The organism is Burkholderia sp. RF7-non_BP4 (assembly GCF_001521935.1).
GTDB lineage: Bacteria > Pseudomonadota > Gammaproteobacteria > Burkholderiales > Burkholderiaceae > Burkholderia > Burkholderia diffusa.
In genome coordinates, this window is the sequence record NZ_LOTA01000040.1 from 70,768 (window position 1) to 89,337 (window position 18,570).

15 protein-coding genes are annotated in these 18,570 nt (G+C 68.4%); 4 read left to right on the forward strand and 11 right to left on the reverse strand.

What is annotated here, in order from left to right; genetic code table 11:
* Nucleotides 1–18: 18 nt before the first annotated feature.
* Both sfnG and WS49_RS35060 read right to left on the reverse strand, forming a co-directional pair.
* Entirely contained in the window at nucleotides 19–1,122 is a 1,104-nt protein-coding gene (gene sfnG / locus WS49_RS16965) for a dimethylsulfone monooxygenase SfnG (protein WP_059530747.1), read from the reverse strand.
* Nucleotides 1,123–1,289: 167 nt separating this feature from the next.
* Nucleotides 1,290–1,571 carry a hypothetical protein gene (locus WS49_RS35060; RefSeq protein ID WP_156441405.1) on the reverse strand — a complete coding sequence of 94 codons (282 nt, stop codon included), beginning with the start codon at nucleotides 1,569–1,571 and terminating at the stop codon, nucleotides 1,290–1,292.
* Nucleotides 1,572–1,659: 88 nt separating this feature from the next.
* On the opposite strand from WS49_RS35060, the gene WS49_RS16975 reads away from it, so the two are divergent.
* Nucleotides 1,660–2,784 (forward strand): sigma-54 interaction domain-containing protein, encoded by a 1,125-nt coding sequence (locus tag WS49_RS16975; protein ID WP_059530753.1) that lies wholly within the window; start codon nucleotides 1,660–1,662, stop codon nucleotides 2,782–2,784.
* A gap of 127 nt (nucleotides 2,785–2,911) precedes the next feature.
* Here WS49_RS16975 and WS49_RS16980 read toward each other — a convergent pair whose 3' ends face one another.
* On the reverse strand, nucleotides 2,912–4,108 hold the full coding sequence (locus WS49_RS16980) for a collagen-like triple helix repeat-containing protein (RefSeq protein WP_059530756.1): 1,197 nt from the start codon (nucleotides 4,106–4,108) through the stop codon (nucleotides 2,912–2,914).
* A gap of 341 nt (nucleotides 4,109–4,449) precedes the next feature.
* On the opposite strand from WS49_RS16980, the gene WS49_RS16985 reads away from it, so the two are divergent.
* From WS49_RS16985 to WS49_RS16995, 3 genes are all read left to right on the forward strand, one after another.
* Nucleotides 4,450–6,159, forward strand: coding sequence for a dihydroxyacetone kinase family protein (locus WS49_RS16985; RefSeq protein ID WP_059530759.1), 1,710 nt, complete (start codon nucleotides 4,450–4,452; stop codon nucleotides 6,157–6,159).
* 129 nt (nucleotides 6,160–6,288) lie between these two features.
* Nucleotides 6,289–7,677 carry an MFS transporter gene (locus WS49_RS16990; protein WP_059530762.1) on the forward strand — a complete coding sequence of 463 codons (1,389 nt, stop codon included), beginning with the start codon at nucleotides 6,289–6,291 and terminating at the stop codon, nucleotides 7,675–7,677.
* Nucleotides 7,678–7,973: 296 nt separating this feature from the next.
* Nucleotides 7,974–8,906: an MBL fold metallo-hydrolase gene (locus tag WS49_RS16995; protein ID WP_059530765.1), complete on the forward strand. Its 933-nt coding sequence runs from the start codon at nucleotides 7,974–7,976 to the stop codon at nucleotides 8,904–8,906.
* A 169-nt stretch (nucleotides 8,907–9,075) separates the two neighbouring features.
* Here WS49_RS16995 and WS49_RS17000 read toward each other — a convergent pair whose 3' ends face one another.
* The 8 genes from WS49_RS17000 to ehuR all read right to left on the reverse strand — a co-directional run bounded on the left by WS49_RS17000 (nucleotide 9,076) and on the right by ehuR (nucleotide 18,336).
* Nucleotides 9,076–10,470 (reverse strand): aspartate aminotransferase family protein, encoded by a 1,395-nt coding sequence (locus WS49_RS17000; protein WP_059530768.1) that lies wholly within the window; start codon nucleotides 10,468–10,470, stop codon nucleotides 9,076–9,078.
* A 20-nt stretch (nucleotides 10,471–10,490) separates the two neighbouring features.
* Nucleotides 10,491–11,969, reverse strand: coding sequence for an NAD-dependent succinate-semialdehyde dehydrogenase (locus WS49_RS17005; RefSeq protein ID WP_059530771.1), 1,479 nt, complete (start codon nucleotides 11,967–11,969; stop codon nucleotides 10,491–10,493).
* A 123-nt stretch (nucleotides 11,970–12,092) separates the two neighbouring features.
* Nucleotides 12,093–12,563: an Lrp/AsnC family transcriptional regulator gene (locus WS49_RS17010; RefSeq protein ID WP_059530774.1), complete on the reverse strand. Its 471-nt coding sequence runs from the start codon at nucleotides 12,561–12,563 to the stop codon at nucleotides 12,093–12,095.
* Between the two features lie 13 nt (nucleotides 12,564–12,576).
* A complete protein-coding gene (gene doeB, locus WS49_RS17015) occupies nucleotides 12,577–13,614 on the reverse strand; it encodes a N(2)-acetyl-L-2,4-diaminobutanoate deacetylase DoeB (RefSeq protein ID WP_059530777.1) in 1,038 nt (345 codons plus the stop codon).
* 4 nt (nucleotides 13,615–13,618) lie between these two features.
* On the reverse strand, nucleotides 13,619–14,827 hold the full coding sequence (gene doeA, locus WS49_RS17020) for an ectoine hydrolase DoeA (protein WP_059530779.1): 1,209 nt from the start codon (nucleotides 14,825–14,827) through the stop codon (nucleotides 13,619–13,621).
* 10 nt (nucleotides 14,828–14,837) lie between these two features.
* A complete protein-coding gene (locus WS49_RS17025; RefSeq protein WP_059530782.1) occupies nucleotides 14,838–15,842 on the reverse strand; it encodes a cyclodeaminase in 1,005 nt (334 codons plus the stop codon).
* 1 nt (nucleotide 15,843) lies between these two features.
* The gene (gene eutB / locus WS49_RS17030) at nucleotides 15,844–16,815 is read right to left on the reverse strand and encodes a hydroxyectoine utilization dehydratase EutB (RefSeq protein ID WP_059530785.1); all 972 of its coding nucleotides are present in this window, start codon (nucleotides 16,813–16,815) and stop codon (nucleotides 15,844–15,846) included.
* A gap of 108 nt (nucleotides 16,816–16,923) precedes the next feature.
* Nucleotides 16,924–18,336 (reverse strand): MocR-like ectoine utilization transcription factor EhuR, encoded by a 1,413-nt coding sequence (gene ehuR, locus WS49_RS17035; protein WP_059530787.1) that lies wholly within the window; start codon nucleotides 18,334–18,336, stop codon nucleotides 16,924–16,926.
* Nucleotides 18,337–18,570: the final 234 nt, after the last annotated feature.

Sequence of the window (18,570 nt, forward strand, 5' to 3'; positions counted from 1 at the left end):
CCTGCACACCGGCGCGCATCACGCGGCAACCGCCTGCTGCTGCGCTTCGAGCTCGCGCACGAGCGGCAGCACGCGCTTGCCGAAATACTCGACTTCCTCGATGAAATGCAGGAACCCGGCGAGCACGAGATCGACGCCGATCGCCTTCAGCGCGACGATCCGCTCGGCGATCTGTTGCGGCGTGCCGATCAGGTTCGTGCGGAAACCGTCGTTGTACTGCACGAGATCCTCGAACGTGGATTTCGCCCAGTTGCCCTCGCCTTCCGGTGACGCCTTGCCGGCCTCCTTCACCGCATCGCCGAACGCATGCACGGCCTCGACGTGTGCGTGCCGGACGATGTCGTCGAGCACGGCCCGCGCCTCTTCCTCGGTGTCGCGCGCGATCACGAACGCGTTGACGCCGATCCGCACGCGATGGTCGTTCGCGGCGGCCTTCGCGCGGATGTCGTCGATCTGCGCCTTCAGGTTCTCCGGCGTATTGCCGTTCGTGAAGTACCAGTCCGACACGCTCGCCGCGTTGTCGCGCGCCGCGCGCGAACTTCCGCCCTGGAAGATCTCCGGGTGCGGTTTCTGAACAGGCTTCGGGCTCAGCGTGTAATCGTTGAAGCGGTAGAAGTCGCCCTTGAACGTGAAATTGTCCTGCGTCCAGATGCCCTTCAGAGCCTGGATGAATTCCTTCGAGCGCCGATAGCGTTCGTCGTGCTCGAGCCACGGCTCGCCGATCGATGTGAATTCGCCCTTGAACCAGCCGCTGACGACGTTGATCGCGATGCGTCCGTTGGAAATGTGGTCGATCGTCGCGAGCTGCTTCGCGACCACCGCCGGATGCCACGGCCCCGGCAGGATCGCGGCGAGCACCTTCAGTTTCGTCGTCGCATGCAGCAGCGCCTGGCTGAACGAGACCGACTCGTGCTGGTATTCGGCGCCATAGCCGGCCGTGAAGCGGATCTGGCTCAGCGCGTAGTCGAAGCCGGCCGCCTCGGCCGTGCGCGCGAGCTTCTGGTTGTACTCGAGGCTCCAGTCGGTACGCTGCTCGATCGTGCTGACGACGAGGCCGCCGCTGACGTTCGGCACCCAGTATGCGAATTTGACGCCGTCGGCCGTTGGTTCGTGAATGCTCATGAGAGGTCCTGATCGAAGGAAAAAAACGAAAGACGGGCTACGCGGCGGCGACAAGCGCGCGCGAATGCAGGTCGGGTTCGCAAGGAGCGTGCCATTGTCGACGGATGCACGTTCGCGCAGATCATCTGCACCACGAAGTTTCATTCGATCGCCCATCGGGCATGGCTTTAGCGACCAAATAACCAGCCATGGAAAGCGTTTCGCCAGCCGCATCGCATCGATATTCCATAGCGAGATGAACCGATGGAAACAGCGTTGCTGATGCGCTGCTGCTCGATCAGCAGTTTCGCGCCCGCCATTCGGCGGATCGCCGCGACCGGACGCCATTGCATCGAACGCGATGACGTCGAATCCGCTGTCGCGACAGCGCGCTTCCGCGCCGTTGCATCCTGCGCAGCAATCCGGCTTTCGTTATCAGAAATCGATGTTTCCCGTGCGGCGCAAAACACTGAACACTCTGCTGATCAGGCAGCAACCGGACCGCGGCGCCAGTCGACGCTGGTTCGAACCGTTCGATCGACTCACGCCTTCATCGCCATGACTTCCCTGTTTGCCACGCCGCGTCCGGTCAACCTTCGTGTCGTCACCGCGCAGCCGGACGAATCGCGCGGCGCGCCCGTTCTCGAGCGCTCCACGCACCATGCGCGAGCCCGCACCCGCGCGCCCGTGCTCGTCGATCCGCGTTCGCTCGCGCTGCTCGAACGCGTGCGGCTCGTCGCGCCGAGCGACGCGAACGTGCTGATCGTCGGCGAGACCGGCACCGGCAAGGAGTTGATCGCGCGCCACGTGCACGACGTCAGCCATCGCGGCGGCGGCCCGTTCGTCGCCGTGAACTGCGGCGCGCTCTCCGACACGCTCGTCGACAGCGAACTGTTCGGTCACGAGAAAGGCGCATTCACGGGCGCGGTCGGCGCGAAGCCCGGCTGGTTCGAAGCCGCGAACGGCGGCACGCTGTTTCTCGACGAGATCGGCGACCTGCCGCTGTCGATGCAGGTCAAGCTGCTGCGCGTGCTGCAGGAGCGCGAGGTCGTGCGGCTCGGCTCGCGCACGGGCGTTCCGATCGACGTGCGCGTGGTGGCCGCGACCAACGTCGACCTGCAGCAGGCGGTGGCGGACGGACGGTTTCGCGCCGACCTGTTCTACCGGCTCAACGTCGTGCGGCTCGACGTGCCGACGTTGCGCGAACGGCCGGGCGACATCCTGCCGCTCGCGCGCCACTTCCTCGACGAATACCGCAGCCGCGTCGGCCACGGGCCGCGCAGCATCGACCCGCGCGCGGCGCGCCGCCTCGAAGCGCATTCGTGGCCCGGCAATATCCGCGAACTGGAGAACGTGATCCATCACGCGCTACTGGTGAGCCGCCACGATGCGCTGCAGGACACCGACCTGAACCTGTCGACGTCATGCGTGCGGGCCGTGGTTGCCGGCGCGCGGGAAGCGGCGGGCCGCGTGCCCGGTCAGGAAGCGCTCGAACTGGCACTGTGCGCGCTGTTCGACGAGCCGCACGAGAACCTGTTCGAACGCATCGAGGACACCGTGATGCGGGTCGCGTTCGACTTCAGTCACCGCAACCAGGTGCAGGCTGCTCGACTGCTCGGCATCAGCCGCAATGTGCTGCGTGCGCGGCTGATTCGTGCGAAGGCGATCGCGGCGCTCAAGTGAGCGCGATCGCGCGGCAGCACGCGGCGCCGCGCGTCGGCGATGCGGGGGCCCGATGCTTCGGCTTGTGGCAATTCATCGACGGCATGGACCGGCAAAGCCGATGCGCTGCTCGCCGTGCGGTACGCCACTATTTCCCGACGCCGCCCGTCACGCCGCCGAGCAACGACGTAACGGGCGCGAGCGGATTCGCCGAGGAACCGGCTCCGCCCGCCACGCCACCGAGCGTGCCGGTGACCGTCGACACGAGATTCGTCACCGGCGCCAGCGGGCTTGCCGCACCGGCACCGGTCGTGCCGCCGAGCGCACCGGTCAGCGATCCGAGCGGCGTCGAGCCGAGCCCCGACAGCACGCCGCCGAGCGGGCCGGACGCGCTCGAACCGTTCGACGGACCGTTCTGCACGGTGGTGATGGACGCGCCCGCGAGACTCACGATCAGGCCGGGAATCGGCGCGACGCCGTTCGGGCCGTTGTAGTTCACGAGTCCACCCGCGTTCGTGACGGTATTGCCGAGCGCGCCGACGAGCGCGCCCACCGCGCCGACGGCCGGCTGCGACGAAACGGATCCCATCCGCGAGCCCGTCGTCGCCAGCGCGCTGCCGACTTGTCCGAGCAGACCGGCCACCGGCTGCCCGAGGCCCGTGGTCGCGCCAATCTGCTGCGTCGCCTGGCCGGCCGTGATGACGAGCGGCGTGACGGCCGAGCTGAGCGGCTGCGTGACCTGTTGCACGGCGCCCGACGCCAGCGTCGCGCCGACCGTGTTGCCTGCCGTGCCGAGTCCGCCGGCCACGGTGTCGAGCACCGCGCCGACGGGTGTCGTCACCGGCGCGAGCGGCGCCAGCGGCCCCGAGCCGAGCGCGCGGACGGTCTGCGCGAGGCCCGCGACCGGATTCGCCGTCGCGCCGACGACATCGCCAAGGCCCGCGACCGTCGTGCCGACCGGGTTCGAGGTCGAACCGATCTTGCCGAGCCCGTTGCTGAGCGCATCGGTCGCGGCGCGCGAAATCGTGCTGACGCTCGAGATCGTGTCGCCTGCGCTGCGCGTCACGGTATTCCCGAGTACCGGCAACGATATCGCGCTGACGGTCGAGCCGACGCCGATCGCAAGCGCGCCGGCGGTGCTCACGACGCCACGGGTGCCGGGGGCGCCGCTGGTGCCCCAGCCCCCGTCCGAGGTGTTGCTGCCCGGCGTATTGCCGCCGACGGTTGCGCCGCTGGTGCTCGCGTTCGCGCTCGACGGTGCGGCGACGTCGTTGCCGCCACAGGCGGCCAGCATGCCGGCGGCGGCAAGCAACGCCGCGGACGTGACAATGCGGGTTCGATACATGGTGGTCTCCTCGCGGTCCGGGCGATGGAAATGTTCGGTTGAGGACCGGGGGAGAAACAGCATTTTCCATGCCATTGGCGCCAGGCGAACGGGCCTGCCCGCCGCCACGCCAGCCTCCGCGCGCCCGTGCGGGTGCTGCCCGCAATCATGCTCGGTACGTTTCGGGCCCCATGAGCGGCTCTGTTTTCGTTACATTCGTGCTACGAATGCTTCGATGTTACGTAACGCCGGCCGCGCGGCGCGCCACCTTCGGGGTGCGCCGTCTACCATCCAAAGTTCGAAGCCCCACGGCACCGCATGCGTGCGGCCGGGCTTCGTCCCACCGTCAGGAACCCGTTGCCATGAAAAAGCTCGTGAACCACCCGTCCGATGTCGTGCGCGAAATGCTCGAAGGCATCGCGCGGCAGTCGCCGCATGTCGCGATCCTCGGTGACGAGCAGGTGCTCGTGCGCCAGCCGCTGCCCGAGCCGTCGCACCGCCCCGTCGCGATCCTCTCCGGCGGCGGCAGCGGCCACGAGCCCGCGCACGGCGGCTATGTCGGCGAAGGGATGCTGAGCGCGGCCGTCTGCGGCGAGGTGTTCACGTCGCCGCCGACCGACGCCGTGCTCGCCGCGATCCGCGCGTGCGCCGGCCCGAACGGCGCGCTGCTCGTCGTGAAGAACTACACCGGCGACCGCCTCAATTTCGGGCTGGCCGCCGAACTTGCGCGCGCCGAAGGCATTCCCGTGGAGACCGTGATCGTCGCCGACGACGTGTCGCTGCGCGGCCGCGTCGAACGCGGGCAACGACGCGGGATCGCGGGCACCGTGCTGATCCACAAGCTGGCCGGCGCGGCCGCCGCGCGCGGGCTGCCGCTCGCCCGCGTCGCGGCAATCGCGCGCGACGCGGCCGCCGAACTCGGCACGATGGGCGTCGCGCTCGACGGCTGCACGATCCCGGGCGCCGACAAGTCGGGGTTCAGCCTCGCCGATCACGAGATCGAGCTCGGCCTCGGCATCCACGGCGAGAAAGGCGTCGAACGCACCGCGCCGCTGCCGGCCGACGCGCTGGTCGAGACGCTGCTGTCGAGCATCGTCGCCGACCTCGTGCTCGATCGCGGCGAACGCGTCGCACTGTTCGTCAACGGTCTCGGCGCGACGCCGGACATGGAACTGGCGATCGTGCTGCGCGCCGCGTACGACAACCTCAGCCGGCGCGGCATCGCCGTCGCGCGGGCATGGGCCGGCACGTTCCTGTCGGCGCTGAACATGCCCGGTTGCTCGATCTCGCTGCTGCGGCTGAACGACGAACGCGCCGCCCTGCTCGACGCGCCGACGCAGGCGCGCGCCTGGCCCGGCGGCGGCGCGGTCAACGCGCAGATCCGGGTGGCCGCGGCAGCCGCGCCCGACCAGCCGCTGCCGCCGCTCGATGCGGCCGGCCATGCGTGGGCAGCACGGCTGCAGCCGGCGCTGCACGCGGTCGCGCAAGCGTTGATCGACAACGAAGCGACGCTGACGGAGCTCGACACGGCCGCCGGCGACGGCGATCTCGGCGCGAGCATGTATCGCGCCGCGCAGGCGATCCTCGCGTTGCCGGAAGCCGCATACGGCACGCCGGCCGGCATGCTCGCGGCGCTGGGCACCGCGTTGCGTCGAGCGATCGCGGGCAGCTCGGGACCGTTTTATGCGACCGCGCTGCTGCGCGCGTCGCGGCGCCTCGCCGATGCCTCGGATATCGCCGCACCGTCGGCGCGCGACTGGGCTGCGGCATTGCGCAGCGCGGTGGATGCGATCTCCGAACTGGGCGGCGCACGTGCCGGCGACCGGACGATGCTCGATGCGCTGGTGCCGGCCGCCGATGCGTTCGATCGCGCGCTCGATCATGATCGCGACCCCGCCGGCGCATGGGCGCAAGCCGTCGAGGCGGCGGAACACGGCGCGCAGCGAACGGCCGGCATGACGCCGCGCGCGGGGCGTGCGAGCTATCTCGGCGAACGCGCGATCGGCACGCCGGATGGCGGCGCGGTGGCGGTCGCATACTGGCTGCGCGCGTTGCTGCCGCACGTGCGGTAAGCAGCGACCACGGCACGGGAAAACCCCGATCCCCACATCGTCCTATGACATCGGGCATCGCTAATTGGCGGGATTACTTTGATCCTCGTCGGCGCCCGCCCGGGCGCACGCTGATAGCGAGGACCCCTCATGCGATACGTGCCATCGTGGACTTCCGTTTCCGCCGCCACGTCCGTTCCGGACGAGACGGCTTCCCGCGGCGACGAGCCCCACTGCCTGCCGCGGGTCGCGATCGCGGCCGCCGCCCTCGGCAATGCGACCGAATGGTTCGATTACGGCATTTACGCGTACGGACTCGCCTACATCTCCGCCGCGCTGTTTCCCGGCAACACGGCCAGCGCGACGCTGTTCGCACTCGGCACCTTCGCGATCTCGTTCCTGATCCGCCCGCTCGGCGGCCTGTTCTGGGGCCCGCTCGGCGACCGCCTCGGCCGCAAGCGCGTGCTCGCGCTGACCGTCCTCACGATGTCGGGCGCGACCCTGCTCGTCGGCGTGCTGCCGACGTACGCGAGCGCCGGCTGGCTCGCGCCGGCCGCGCTGATCGTGCTGCGCATGGTGCAGGGCTTTTCAACCGGCGGCGAATACGGCGGCGCGGCGACCTTCATCGCCGAATACGCGCCGGATTCGCGACGCGGCCTGTGCGGCAGCTTCCTCGAATTCGCGACGCTCGCCGGGTTCTCGCTCGGCGCGCTGCTGATGCTCGGCTTCGCACTGCTGCTCGGCGACACCGCGATGCATGCGTGGGGCTGGCGCCTGCCGTTCCTCGTCGCGGCGCCGCTCGGGCTGATCGGCTTCTATCTGCGTTCGCGCCTCGAGGAAACGCCGGTGTTCCGCGAACTCGAGGAGCAGGCGCATCGGCGCGAGCAGAACACCGCCGCGACCGCGCTGCCGATCGGCCAGCTGCTGGTCCGTTTTGCGCGGCCACTGCTGCTGCTCGGCGGGCTCGTCGTCGCACTGAACGTCGTCAACTACGTGCTGCTCGCGTACATGCCGACCTACATGCACAAGGAGCTCGGCGTCAGCGAGAACATGTCGTTGCTGATTCCGCTGATCGGCATGCTCGCGATGATGGTGCTGCTGCCGTTCGCCGGCTGGCTGTCGGATCGCGTCGGCCGCAAGGCGATGTGGTGGATCTCGCTGGTCGGGCTGTTCGTCGCGGCCGTGCCGATGTTCACGTTGATGACGCACGGCGTGCTCGGCGCATTCGTCGGCTTCGCTGTGCTGGGCCTGCTGTACGTGCCGCAGCTCGCGACCATCTCCGCGATGTTCCCGGCGATGTTCCCGACCCACGTGCGGTATGCGGGCATGGCGATCGCGTACAACGTGTCGACGTCGTTGTTCGGCGGCACCGCGCCGATCGTCAACGACTGGCTGATCGGCAAGACCGGCAATGCGCTGATTCCCGCGTATTACATGATGGCGGCCTGTGCGATCGGGCTGGTGGCGCTGTCGGGCGTGATCGAGACGCGCGGATGCTCGCTGCGCGGCGAGACGGTGCCCGGGCGACAGCCGGGTTGATACCGGATGCGGCGCGCACGCCGCTCCCATAAACGGCATCCCTTGCATCGCCCGCGGTCCGACGACGGACGGCGGGCGATGTGCATTTCGGCGCCATGAACCCGCCGGCGGATTGTTGTCGCGAGGACAACACGATGTTCGCAGGCGCGGTGCTTCAGGCGTTCGCCGGGCCTCCCTACAATCGCCGACATGCTCGATCGGCATGCGCGCGACACGAAAAGCGCGTCATGCACGATCGCGCGCGAACCGCGCTGCGCGGCGCGGAAGACCCCACTCGATGAAGAGGACGATTGAACATGAACGGATCAATCCACAACGTGCGACCGGTAACGACCCCGCTGGGCAAGGAAGCGGCTGGTGAACTCGTTCCATCCCGCTACGCGGTGCGCATCGGCGATGTCGACGTCGTGCTGATCAGCGACGGCGTTCTGCCGCTGCCGACTTCCACGATGTCCACCAATGTGAGCGAGGCGGACCGCAACGAATGGTTCGACGGACGGTTCCTGCAACGCGACATGTTCGACTGGGCGCTGAATATCGCGCTGGTGCGCAGCGCCGATCGCCTGATCCTGATCGACTCGGGCGTGGGCGACGGCTTCGAATACTTCACGCGCGCGGGACGGTCGGTGATGCGTCTCGAGTCCGCGGGCATCGATCTCGCCGCGATCACCGACATCGTGATCACCCACATGCATATGGATCACGTCGGCGGCCTGAACGTCGACGGCGTCAAGGCCCGGCTGAGCCCCGACGTGCGCATTCACGTGTCGGCCGCGGAATTGGCGTTCTGGAAGAATCCGGACTTCAGCAAGACGGTGATGCCGGAAACCGTCCCGCCCGCGCTACGCAAGGCCGCGGCGCGATTCGTGGAGCTGTATCGCGAGCACATCGTACCGTTCGACCACACCGTGGAAGTTGCGGCCGGCGTATCGGCGCGCGTGACCGGCGGCCATACGCCGGGACACTGCGTGGTCGATATCGCATCGAACGGCGAACGACTGACGTTCGTGGGCGACGCGATCTTCGAAGTGAACTTCGACCATCCTGACTGGCAAAACGGCTTTGAGCACGATCCGCAAGCGGCTACCGACGTCCGGATCGCACTGTTCAACGACGCCGCCGAAACCGGCGCGATGCTGGCCGCGGCGCATGTCGCGTTTCCGTCGATCGGCCACATTGCGAGAGACGGCGACGGCTTCCGTTTCGTCCCTGTCGTGTGGGACTACTGAGTGACTCGGGGCACGCAGCGGGCTGCCGTGCAAACCGGATTGACGATGGTCGAGCGATCGCCGCCGTTCTTGCGGCGATGGTGATGCGTCGTGAAGCAAAAACGCCGCCGCACCTCCGTGCGACGGCGTCACTTCGCGCGCTCGCGCGCGCATTGGACCCGCAGGAAACTCAGGCGACGATCGAAACATTGCGCTCAGCGACCTCGTCCACCGCTTCCTTCACGATACCGACGATCTCGTCGGCTTCGGCGCGCGTCATCACGAGCGGCGGTGCGAAGCCGAGAATGTCGCCGTGCGGCATCGCGCGCGCGATCACGCCACGCTGCAGCGCCGCGGCCGATACCTGCGCGCCGATCTTCAGCGCCGGATCGAACGGCGTACGTGCATCCTTGTCGGCCATGAACTCGAGCGCAGCCAGCATCCCGACGCTGCGGACCTCGCCGACGAGCGGATGCGCGCCGAACGCGTCACGCAGCTTCGCGCCGAAATACGCACCCACTTCGGCAGCGTTGCCGACCAGGTTCTCGCGTTCGAGGATCGCGAGGTTCGCGAGTGCGGTGGCCGCGCACACCGGGTGGCCCGAATACGTCCAGCCGTGCCCCATCGGCCCGTGCGCCTGCGAGCCGCGCGCGATCACGTCCCACACCTTCTCGCCGACGATCACGCCCGACAGCGGCGCATACGCACTCGTCAGCCCCTTCGCGACCGTGATCAGATCGGGCGCGATCCCGAAGTGCTGCGCGCCCATCTTCGAGCCCAGGCGCCCGAACCCGCAGACGACTTCGTCCGAGATCAGCAGGATGTCGTGCTTGCGCAGCACGGCCTGGATCGCGGGCCAGTAGCCGGCCGGCGGCTCGATGATGCCGCCCGTGCCCATCACCGGCTCCGCGATGAACGCGGCGATCGTGTCGGCGCCTTCGCGCGCGATCAGCTTCTCGAGTTCGTCGACGCAGTACGCGACGAACTGCGCTTCGCTCATGCCGGCCGGCGCCTTGCGATACCAGTGCGGACACACCGTATGCTTCACGCGGTCGATCGGCAGGTCGAAATGCTGGTGGAAACTCGGCAGGCCCGTGAGGCTGCCCGTCACGATGCCGGAGCCGTGATAGCCGCGCTCGCGCGAGATGATCTTCTTCTTGTTCGGGCGGCCGAGCACGTTGTTGTAGTACCAGACGATCTTGACCTGCGTCTCGTTCGCGTCGGAACCCGACATCCCGTAGTAAACCTTCTTCATCCCGGCCGGCGCCCAATCGATGATGCGCGACGACAGCTCGATGATCGCATCCGACGAGTGGCCGACATACGTGTGGTAGTACGCGAGCTGCTTCGCCTGCGCGTACATCGCGTCGGCGACTTCGGTGCGGCCGTAGCCGATGTTCACGCAGTAGAGGCCGGCGAACGCGTCGATATAGCGCTTGCCCTGGTGATCCTCGATGTGAATGCCTTGCGCGCCGCGCACGATCTTGCCGGGCAGCGCGCCGGTCTCGTGGTCGTATGCGTGCGTCGACGGGTGCATGAAATGGGCGCGGTCCTCGCGCAGCAGTGCGTCGATCGATTGTTTCATGATGGGCTCCTTTGAATGGGTCAGGCCGTCGCCGCGACGGGCAGGCCGAGATTGCCGAGGCAGAAATACTTGGTTTCGGTGAACGGTTCGAACCCTTCGGCGCCGCCTTCGCGCCCGAGGCCCGACGCCTTCATCCCGCCGAACGGGATCGGCGCGCCGGTGAATTTCACGCCGTTGACCGACACCATCGCGAAGTCGAGCCGCCGCACGAGCTGGAAGATCGTGTCGATGCGCGTCGCGCACACGTAGGCGGCGAGGCCGTATTCGGTGTCGTTGGCCTTGTCGACCACTTCGTCGAGCGTGTCGAACGCACACACCGCCGAGATCGGCGCGAAGTTCTCCTCGTCGTACACGCGCATGCCGGGTGCGGCATCCGCGATCACGGTCGGTTCGTAGAACCAGCCGCCGAGCGCGTGCGGCCGCCCGCCCGTGACGATGCGCGCGCCGCGTGCACGTGCGTCGTCGACGCGTGCCGCCGTCGCGTCGAATGCTGTCTGGTGCATCAGCGGACCGACGTCGACGTCCGGCTCGAACGCCGGGCCGGTTTTCAGTTCGCGCACCGCGTTCGCGTAGCGGTTGACGAATGCTTCATAGAGCGGGCGCGCGACGAAGATCCGGTTCGCCGCGCAACAGTCCTGGCCGGAGGTCTGGAACTTTGCGCCGACGGCAATCCGCACCGCCTGCTCGAGGTCCGCGTCCTCGGTCACGATGAACGGCGCGTTGCCGCCCAGTTCGAGCGCGACCTTGCGAATGCCGGCCTTGGCGGCAGTCTCGGTGACGAGCCGCCCGACGCGCGTCGATCCGGTGAAGCTCACCGCGCGCACGCGCGCATCGCCGACGAGCGTTTCCATCGCCATCTGCGGCTCCCCGAGCACGACGTTGAACACCCCGGCCGGGAAACCGGCCTCGTCGGCGAGCTGCGCGAGCGCGAGCGCCGAAAACGGCGTTTCATGCGCGGGCTTCACCACCACCGCGCAGCCGGCCGCGATCGCGGCGGCGGCCTTGCGCGTGATCATCGCGGCGGGGAAATTCCACGGCGTGATCAGCGCCGCGACGCCGACGGGCTCCATCAGCGTGCCGAGATGCGCGCCGTCGATGTGCGTCGGGATCGTGCGGCCCGCAACGCGCTTCGCCTCGTTTGCGAACCACTCGACGAAGCTCGCCGCATAACGGATCTCGCCGCGCGATTCGGCGAGCGGCTTCCCCTGTTCGAGCGACAGCAACGCGGCGAGATCGTCGAGATGCCGCAGGATCAGCGCATGCCAGCGCAGCAGCGCCACGCTGCGCACGGCTTGCGGCGTCCAGCGCCACGTGTCGAACGCACGCTGCGCGGCGTCGACGGCCGCGACGATCTGTGCGCGCTCGAGCATCGGCACATGGCCGATCACGGCCTGATCGGCAGGGTTCACGACGGCGACCGTCGCGGCACTGTCGCTGTGGATCCAGCGACCGTCGACATAGCACGTCGACTTGAACAGAACGGGGTGTCCGGGCAGCATGCTGCGTCTCCTCGTTTGGGTGGGCACGAGCTTCATTCTGTCGTGCCGCCGGCTGCGGAAATTTCGGTTTCGGCGCTCACGCCTTGCGGTTTTTTCCGTATTGGCCCGCGTTCGCGCGAAGTTTCAGTGCCAGTCCGGCGCGCCGCCCGATTCGCACTTCACGACCTTCGTCACGACGTACGTGAAGTAGCGCTCGATGCCGAGGTCGTCCATCAGCAGACCATCGATGAAGCGCTGGTAGTGGTCGATGTCGCGCGCGACCACGTGCAGCACGTAGTCGACGCCGCCGCCCGTCGCATAGCACTGCGCGACTTCGGGCGCCGCGCTCACCCGGTCCTCGAAGCGCCGCATGTCGGGCGCGGTATGACGCGACAGCGTCACCTCGACGACGATGCGGCTGCCGGAGAACGTGCCGATCCAGTCGACGTCCGCGCGATAGCCGCGGATCACGCCGCTTTCCTCGAGCTTGCGCACGCGCTCCCACGCGGGCGAGATCGACAGGTTCACGGCCTCCGCGAGCTTCGACTTCGTGATGCGCCCGTCGCGCTCGAGGATGCGCAGGATCGCCAGGTCGTATCGGTCGAGCTTGATCACGTCGTGCGCATCCTCATGCGGCCACCGGAATGTTGCGCTCGACGATGTCGGCGACCACCGCGATCGTGTCGCCGGCCTGCACGATGCCCGGGAAGTGCCGGGCCGCGAGCAGGCCGCGCCGCCGCGCGACGTATTCGACCGGCGCGACGCCCGTGCGGTCGATGTCGTGCACGCGCGCGAGCACGTCGCCCGCGTCGACCTCGCTGCCGAGATCGCGGCACATCTCGAGCAGCCCGCGATGCTCGCTGGTCGTGAAGCACGAGCCGTCCGGCATGTCGAGCAGCGTGGTCGTGCGCGGCGCGGCGCGCGTGCGGCCGCGCTCGCCGTCGACGTTCGCGAGCACGCCCGCATGCGCGAGAAAGCCGCGCACGCCGCGCTCGGCGATCGCGACGCTCGCGGCCGTCGACGATCCGCCGCCGCCGAGCTCGGTCGACACGAACACCTTGCCGGCCGCCTCGGCCGCGGTGTCGAAAAGCCCGACGCTGTCGAGCTCCAGCATGCGCATCGAGTACGGCGCGCCGAACGCGCGCATCGCGCGTTCGCAGCGTGCTTCCTGGTCGCGGTCATCCAGCACGTGGATCGCCGCGAACGGCACGAAATCGAGCGTGCGGCCGCCTGCATGGATATCGAGCACGTGCGTCGCGAGCGGCAGCAGATGCCGCTGGAAGTAGTCGGCGATCTTCTCGGTGACGGTGCCGTCCGGACGCCCCGGAAAACTGCGGTTGAGGTTGCCCGCATCGATCGGCGACGTGCGGCAGCCGGCGCGAAACGCCGGGTAGTTCATGAACGGCACGACGATTACGCGGCCGGTCAAGTCGGCCGCCTTCAGCGAGCCGGCGAGTTTCGACAGCGCAACCGGCCCTTCGTATTCGTCGCCGTGATTGCCGCCGGTCAGCAACACCGTCGGCCCGTCGCCGCGCTTCACGACCGTCACCGGAATCATGATCGCGCCCCACGCGGAATCGTCGCGCGAGTAAGGCAGCTTCAGAAAGCCATGCTGTTCGCCGTCCGCGTCGAAATCGACGGTCGGCGTGATCGGAGAAGCACGCATCGCCCTACTCCTTCACGAACAGCTTGCGCGGCACGTTGCAGAACGTCTCCACGCCGGTCTCGGTGATCAGGATGCTTTCGGTGATCTCCAGCCCCCAGTCGTCGAGCCACAGTCCCGGCATGAAATGGAACGTCATGCCGGGTTCGAGCACCGTGCGATCGCCCGGGCGCAGGCTCATCGTGCGCTCGCCCCAGTCCGGCGGATAGCTCGCGCCGATCGGGTAGCCGCAGCGGCTGTCCTTCCCGATGCCGGCACGGCGCAGGACCGCGAAGAACGCATTCGCGATGTCTTCGCATACGTTGCCGGGCTTCGCGGCGGCGAGCCCCGCCTCGATCCCCTCGACCACCGCGCGCTCGCCTTCGACGAAGTGCGCGGGCGGCTTGCCGAGATAGACGGTGCGCGACAGCGGGCAGTGATAGCGGCGGTAGCAGCCCGCGATCTCGAAGAACGTGCCCGCGCCGCGCGCGAATGTCGTGTCGTCCCAGGTGAGATGCGGCGCGGCCGCGTCGGCGCCGGTCGGCAGCAACGGCACGATCGCGGGATAGTCGCCGCCGAAGCCGTCCGCGCCGCCGATCCCGGTCGCATAGATCTGCGCGACGAGATCGCTCTTCTTCATGCCGGGCTCGATCGTGTCGACGATATGCGCATGCATGCGCTCGACGATCCGCGCGGCGACACGCATGTACTCGATCTCGCGCGGCGACTTCACCGCGCGCTGCCAGTTCACGAGCGCCGTCGCATCGACCCAGCGCGCGGCCGGCAGATGCTTCTGCAGCGACGCGTACGCCGCCGCGCTGAAGTAGTAGTTGTCGAGTTCGACGCCGATGCGCAACGTGCTCCAGCCGCGCGCGGCAATCACCTCGGTCGACAGGTAGTCCATCGGGTGACGGGCCGTCGACTGCACGTAATGATCAGGATAGCCGACGATGTTGTCGTGCGCCATGAACACGGTGCGCTTCGCGCCGTTCGCGTCCTGGCCGCGGCCGTACCAGACGGGCTCGCCGTCCATCGGCAGCAGCACGCACTGGTGCACGTAGAACGACCAGCCGTCATAGCCGGTGAGCCAGGCCATGTTGGTCGGGTCGGTGACGATCAGCAGGTCGATGCCGGCCCGCTGCATCGCCGCACGCGTCTTCGCGATGCGCGCGGCATACTCGCTGCGCTCGAACGCAAGGCGCGGCGCGGCTTCGTGGGTTTCGATGACTGCGGACATCTGTCTCCTCTCAAGTCGTGAGGTCGTTGTGAAAAATCGTGCCCACCTCGGCCGCGCGGGCGCGCTGCAGCGCGAGCACGGCAATGGCGGTGTCCTGCGCGCCGGTGCCGGTCAGGTCGCAGATCGTGATGTCGTCGCGATGAGTGCGGCCCTCGCGCTGCCCGGCAATCACTTCGCCGAGTTCGGGAAACACCGCGTCGGCCGCGACCGCACCGGCGGCGATCGCGTGCGCGAGTTCGCCGGCCACGCGGGTCTGCTGCAACCGGTCGCAGAAGTAGCGCGCCGCGCCGAACACCGACGGCGCGAGTTCGGTCTTGTAGTCGGCGTCCGAGCCCATCGCCGTCACGTGCAACCCCGGATGCAGATCCTCGGCGTGCACGAGCGGCTCGCGGCTGGGGGTGGTCGTCACCGCGACGTCCGCGTCGGCGAGCGCTGCATGCACCGAGCGCGCGACAACCGCGTCGATCCCGTGCGCGGCACGCACGTCGGCCGCGAAGCGCGTGGCACGCTCGGCGTCGCGCGCCCAGACCGTCACGTGCGCGATGTCGCGCACGAGCATCAGTGCGTCGAGCTGCAGCCGCGCCTGTTCGCCCGCACCGATGATCGCCGCGCGCCGTGCATCGGCGCGCGCGAGCCGGCGCGCGGCCACCGCGCCGGCCGCCGCGGTGCGCACGGCGGTCAGGTAGCCGTTGTCGAGCAGCACAGCCTCGGTCAGGCCGGTGCGCGCGGACAGCACGAGCATCAGCCCGTTCAGGCTCGGCAGCCCGAGCGACGGGTTGTTGAAGAAGCCGGGACTGACCTTGATCGCGAAGCTGTCGAAGCGCGGCAGGTACGCGGTCTTCACATCGACCTCACCGTGCCGCGCCGGCAGCGCGAGATTGAGGATCGGCGGCATCGCGACCGCATCGGTCGCGAGCGACGCGAATGCGGCCTCGACCTGGTCGATCGCGGCGAGATCGAGCGGGACCAGTGCGCGCAGTTGCGCCTGTCCGAGCAGCGTGACGGGATGGGCCATGTCAGTTCTCCGAAACGAGCCGGCGATGCACGGCCATGTCGATGTTCGCGCCGCTGACGATCACGACGATCGGGCCGCTGCGATCTCTGTGCGCGATCCGTTCGTCCAGCACGGCGGCGATGCCGACCGCACCCGCGCCTTCCACGACCAGACGCTCTTCGCGATACGCATGCGCGACGCCGCGGGCAATCGCCGGCTCGTCGAGCAGCACGACGTCGTCGGCCAGCGCGCGCGTCATGTCGAACGTGTAGCGGTTGTCCAGGCCGATGCCGCCGCCGAGCGAATCGGCAAGCGTCGGCTGTTCATCGATGTCGACTGGTCGTCCGGCCGCGAGGCTCGCGTGCATCGCTGCGCCGCGCGCCATCGACACGCCGATCACCTCGATCGCGGGGCGGATCGCCTTCGCGGCAAACGCGACGCCGCTGAACAATCCGCCACCGGACAGCGGCACGACGAGCGTGCACGTATCGGGCAGCGCTTCGAGAATCTCGACGCCGATCGTCGCCTGCCCGGCGATGATGCGCGGATCGTCGAACGGCGGCACGTACGTGTAGCCTTCGTCGCGCACGAGGCGCCGCGCCGCGGCCTGCGCATCGTCCTGGCTGTCGCCGGCGATCACGACCCGCGCGCCGAGCGCGGCGACCGCGTCGACCTTGTTCGCCGGCACGAGCGACGACATGCAGACGGCGGCCTCGATGCCGAACGTGCGCGCCGCATGCGCGACCGCACGGCCGTGATTGCCGGTCGACGCGGTGACGACGCGCGTCACGCGCCGTGCCGCGAGTTCGGCGAGCGCGTTGGTCGCGCCGCGCAGCTTGAAGCTGCCGGTCGGCTGCAGCGTTTCGAGTTTGAGGTGGACGGATGCGCCGACCCGCGCGGACAACGCGGCGGACGCGACGAGCGGCGTGACGCACGCATGCCCGGCGATGCGTCGGCGCGCGCGGTAGACGTCGGACAGCGACAGGAAGGACATGGATCGCACGCCTCATCATTGATGTAGTGCGATCCAGTCTAATGTTCCAAATGGCGCTTTCGAATGTCCTGATACATTGTGCGTCGCTGGCACGACGCCCGCTTCGCTTCAGTGAAAATCGTGCACGTGCGGATACTGCTCGAACACGCCCGCGATCGTCGCGAGCGCGGCGTTGCATGCGGCATCCGTCGTCTCCGCACCGATGCACACGCGCACCGCGTTCGGCCGCTCGGTGCCGCCGACGAGGAACGGATCGGGCGACGTCACGGCGATCTTGCGGGTGCGCAATTCGCGCACGAGCCGGTCGGCCTGCCAGTAGTCGGGCACGCGCAACCACGCGGACAGCGCATTCGGATGCGCACCCAGCACATAGGGGCCGAGCGTGGCCTTCACCATGTCCTGGCGCACCGCGAGCCGCTGCCGCTGCAGTTCTACGAGCCGTCGCGCAGTGCCGTCCGCGATCCAGCGCGTCGCGATCTCCGCGATCGGTGACGTCGCCATCCAGCTGCTCACGCGCAGCACGCTCTCGACGCGCAGCGCGAGACGCCTCGGCATCGCGAGATAGCCGGTGCGCAGCCCGGTCAGCACCGATTTCGTCATGCTCGTGCAGTAGAAGCCGAGGTCCGGAATCAGGCTCGCGATCGGCGTGGCCGTCTTCGCGGGCAGCGGGCCGTAGACGTCGTCCTCGATTACGTACACGCCGTAGCGCGACGCGATGCGCGCGATCGACTTGCGGCGCGAATCGGACATCATCGATACCGTCGGGTTATTGAGGGTCGGCGTGCAGACGAGCGCACTGATTCGCTCGCCGTCGCACATTTCCTCGAAATGTTCGGGACGGATCCCGTGTTCATCCATCTCGAGCCCCTTCAGCGTAAACCCGAGCACGTTCGCGGAGCCGATCACGCCGTGGTCGGTCAGGCTCTCGCACAGCACGGTGTCGCCCGGCCCAACGATCGACGCGAGCGCGAGAAAGATGCCGTGCGCGGCGCCGTTCGTGATCAGCAGCGATTCGGGATGAATCGGCAGATTCAGCGACGCGAGCCATGCGGCACCGGCCTCGCGATGCGCATCGAGGCCCGCGATCGGCCGGAACGAGCGGATCCACGGCTGGTCGTCGGCATCGGCCAGCGCCGCACAGACGGCCCGCCACGCGGCGTCGTGCTCCGGCGTGTGCACGATGCGCGCGATCGAGAAGTCGACCAGTTCGCGCTCGGCCGTATCGAGGATGTAGTTCGACATCGATTCGGTCACGCGCGCGGCCACGAAGCTGCCGCGCCCGACTTCGCAGCGGATCAGGCCCTGTCTTTCGAGTTCCTTGTAGGCATTGGTGACGGTCTGCACGCTGACGCCGAGACTCGACGCCACGTCGCGCTGCGGCGCGAGCCGCGCGCCCGGTGCAAGGGCGCCGCTTTCGATGTCGGCGGCGATCGCCTTCACGAGCCGCTTGTATTTCGACTCGATGCCGTGCACCGCGCCGATCGCGTCGTGCCAGCGCGCCGATACCTCGGTCCGTCCCATCTCGATGTCTCCGTCGTTGCTTCCGCATGGTCGCTCAGAAAGACACCCGGAGATTATTGTCCTAGTGCAATCGCGTGCGGAGCCAGGACAGTACGATGCGCATCGCGCGATCCCGGTCGGTCGGCACGGCCGGTACGCGATCATCCGAGTCACATCTTTCTTACAACGCCCCTACAACCCACGCTTGACCGCCGAGCCGCCGCGTGCGATCGCCGCGTTCGATCCGGATTGCAC

Excerpts from the sequence above, each read along its gene's own strand:
- sfnG (WP_059530747.1), bottom strand. The coding sequence starts at position 1,122 with ATGAGCATTCACGAACCAACGGCCGACGGCGTCAAATTCGCATACTGG.
- WS49_RS16975 (WP_059530753.1), top strand. The coding sequence starts at position 1,660 with ATGACTTCCCTGTTTGCCACGCCGCGTCCGGTCAACCTTCGTGTCGTC.
- WS49_RS16980 (WP_059530756.1), bottom strand. The coding sequence starts at position 4,108 with ATGTATCGAACCCGCATTGTCACGTCCGCGGCGTTGCTTGCCGCCGCC.
- WS49_RS16985 (WP_059530759.1), top strand. The coding sequence starts at position 4,450 with ATGAAAAAGCTCGTGAACCACCCGTCCGATGTCGTGCGCGAAATGCTC.
- WS49_RS16990 (WP_059530762.1), top strand. The coding sequence starts at position 6,289 with ATGCGATACGTGCCATCGTGGACTTCCGTTTCCGCCGCCACGTCCGTT.
- WS49_RS16995 (WP_059530765.1), top strand. The coding sequence starts at position 7,974 with ATGAACGGATCAATCCACAACGTGCGACCGGTAACGACCCCGCTGGGC.
- WS49_RS17000 (WP_059530768.1), bottom strand. The coding sequence starts at position 10,470 with ATGAAACAATCGATCGACGCACTGCTGCGCGAGGACCGCGCCCATTTC.
- WS49_RS17005 (WP_059530771.1), bottom strand. The coding sequence starts at position 11,969 with ATGCTGCCCGGACACCCCGTTCTGTTCAAGTCGACGTGCTATGTCGAC.
- doeB (WP_059530777.1), bottom strand. The coding sequence starts at position 13,614 with ATGCGTGCTTCTCCGATCACGCCGACCGTCGATTTCGACGCGGACGGC.
- doeA (WP_059530779.1), bottom strand. The coding sequence starts at position 14,827 with ATGTCCGCAGTCATCGAAACCCACGAAGCCGCGCCGCGCCTTGCGTTC.
- WS49_RS17025 (WP_059530782.1), bottom strand. The coding sequence starts at position 15,842 with ATGGCCCATCCCGTCACGCTGCTCGGACAGGCGCAACTGCGCGCACTG.
- eutB (WP_059530785.1), bottom strand. The coding sequence starts at position 16,815 with ATGTCCTTCCTGTCGCTGTCCGACGTCTACCGCGCGCGCCGACGCATC.
- ehuR (WP_059530787.1), bottom strand. The coding sequence starts at position 18,336 with ATGGGACGGACCGAGGTATCGGCGCGCTGGCACGACGCGATCGGCGCG.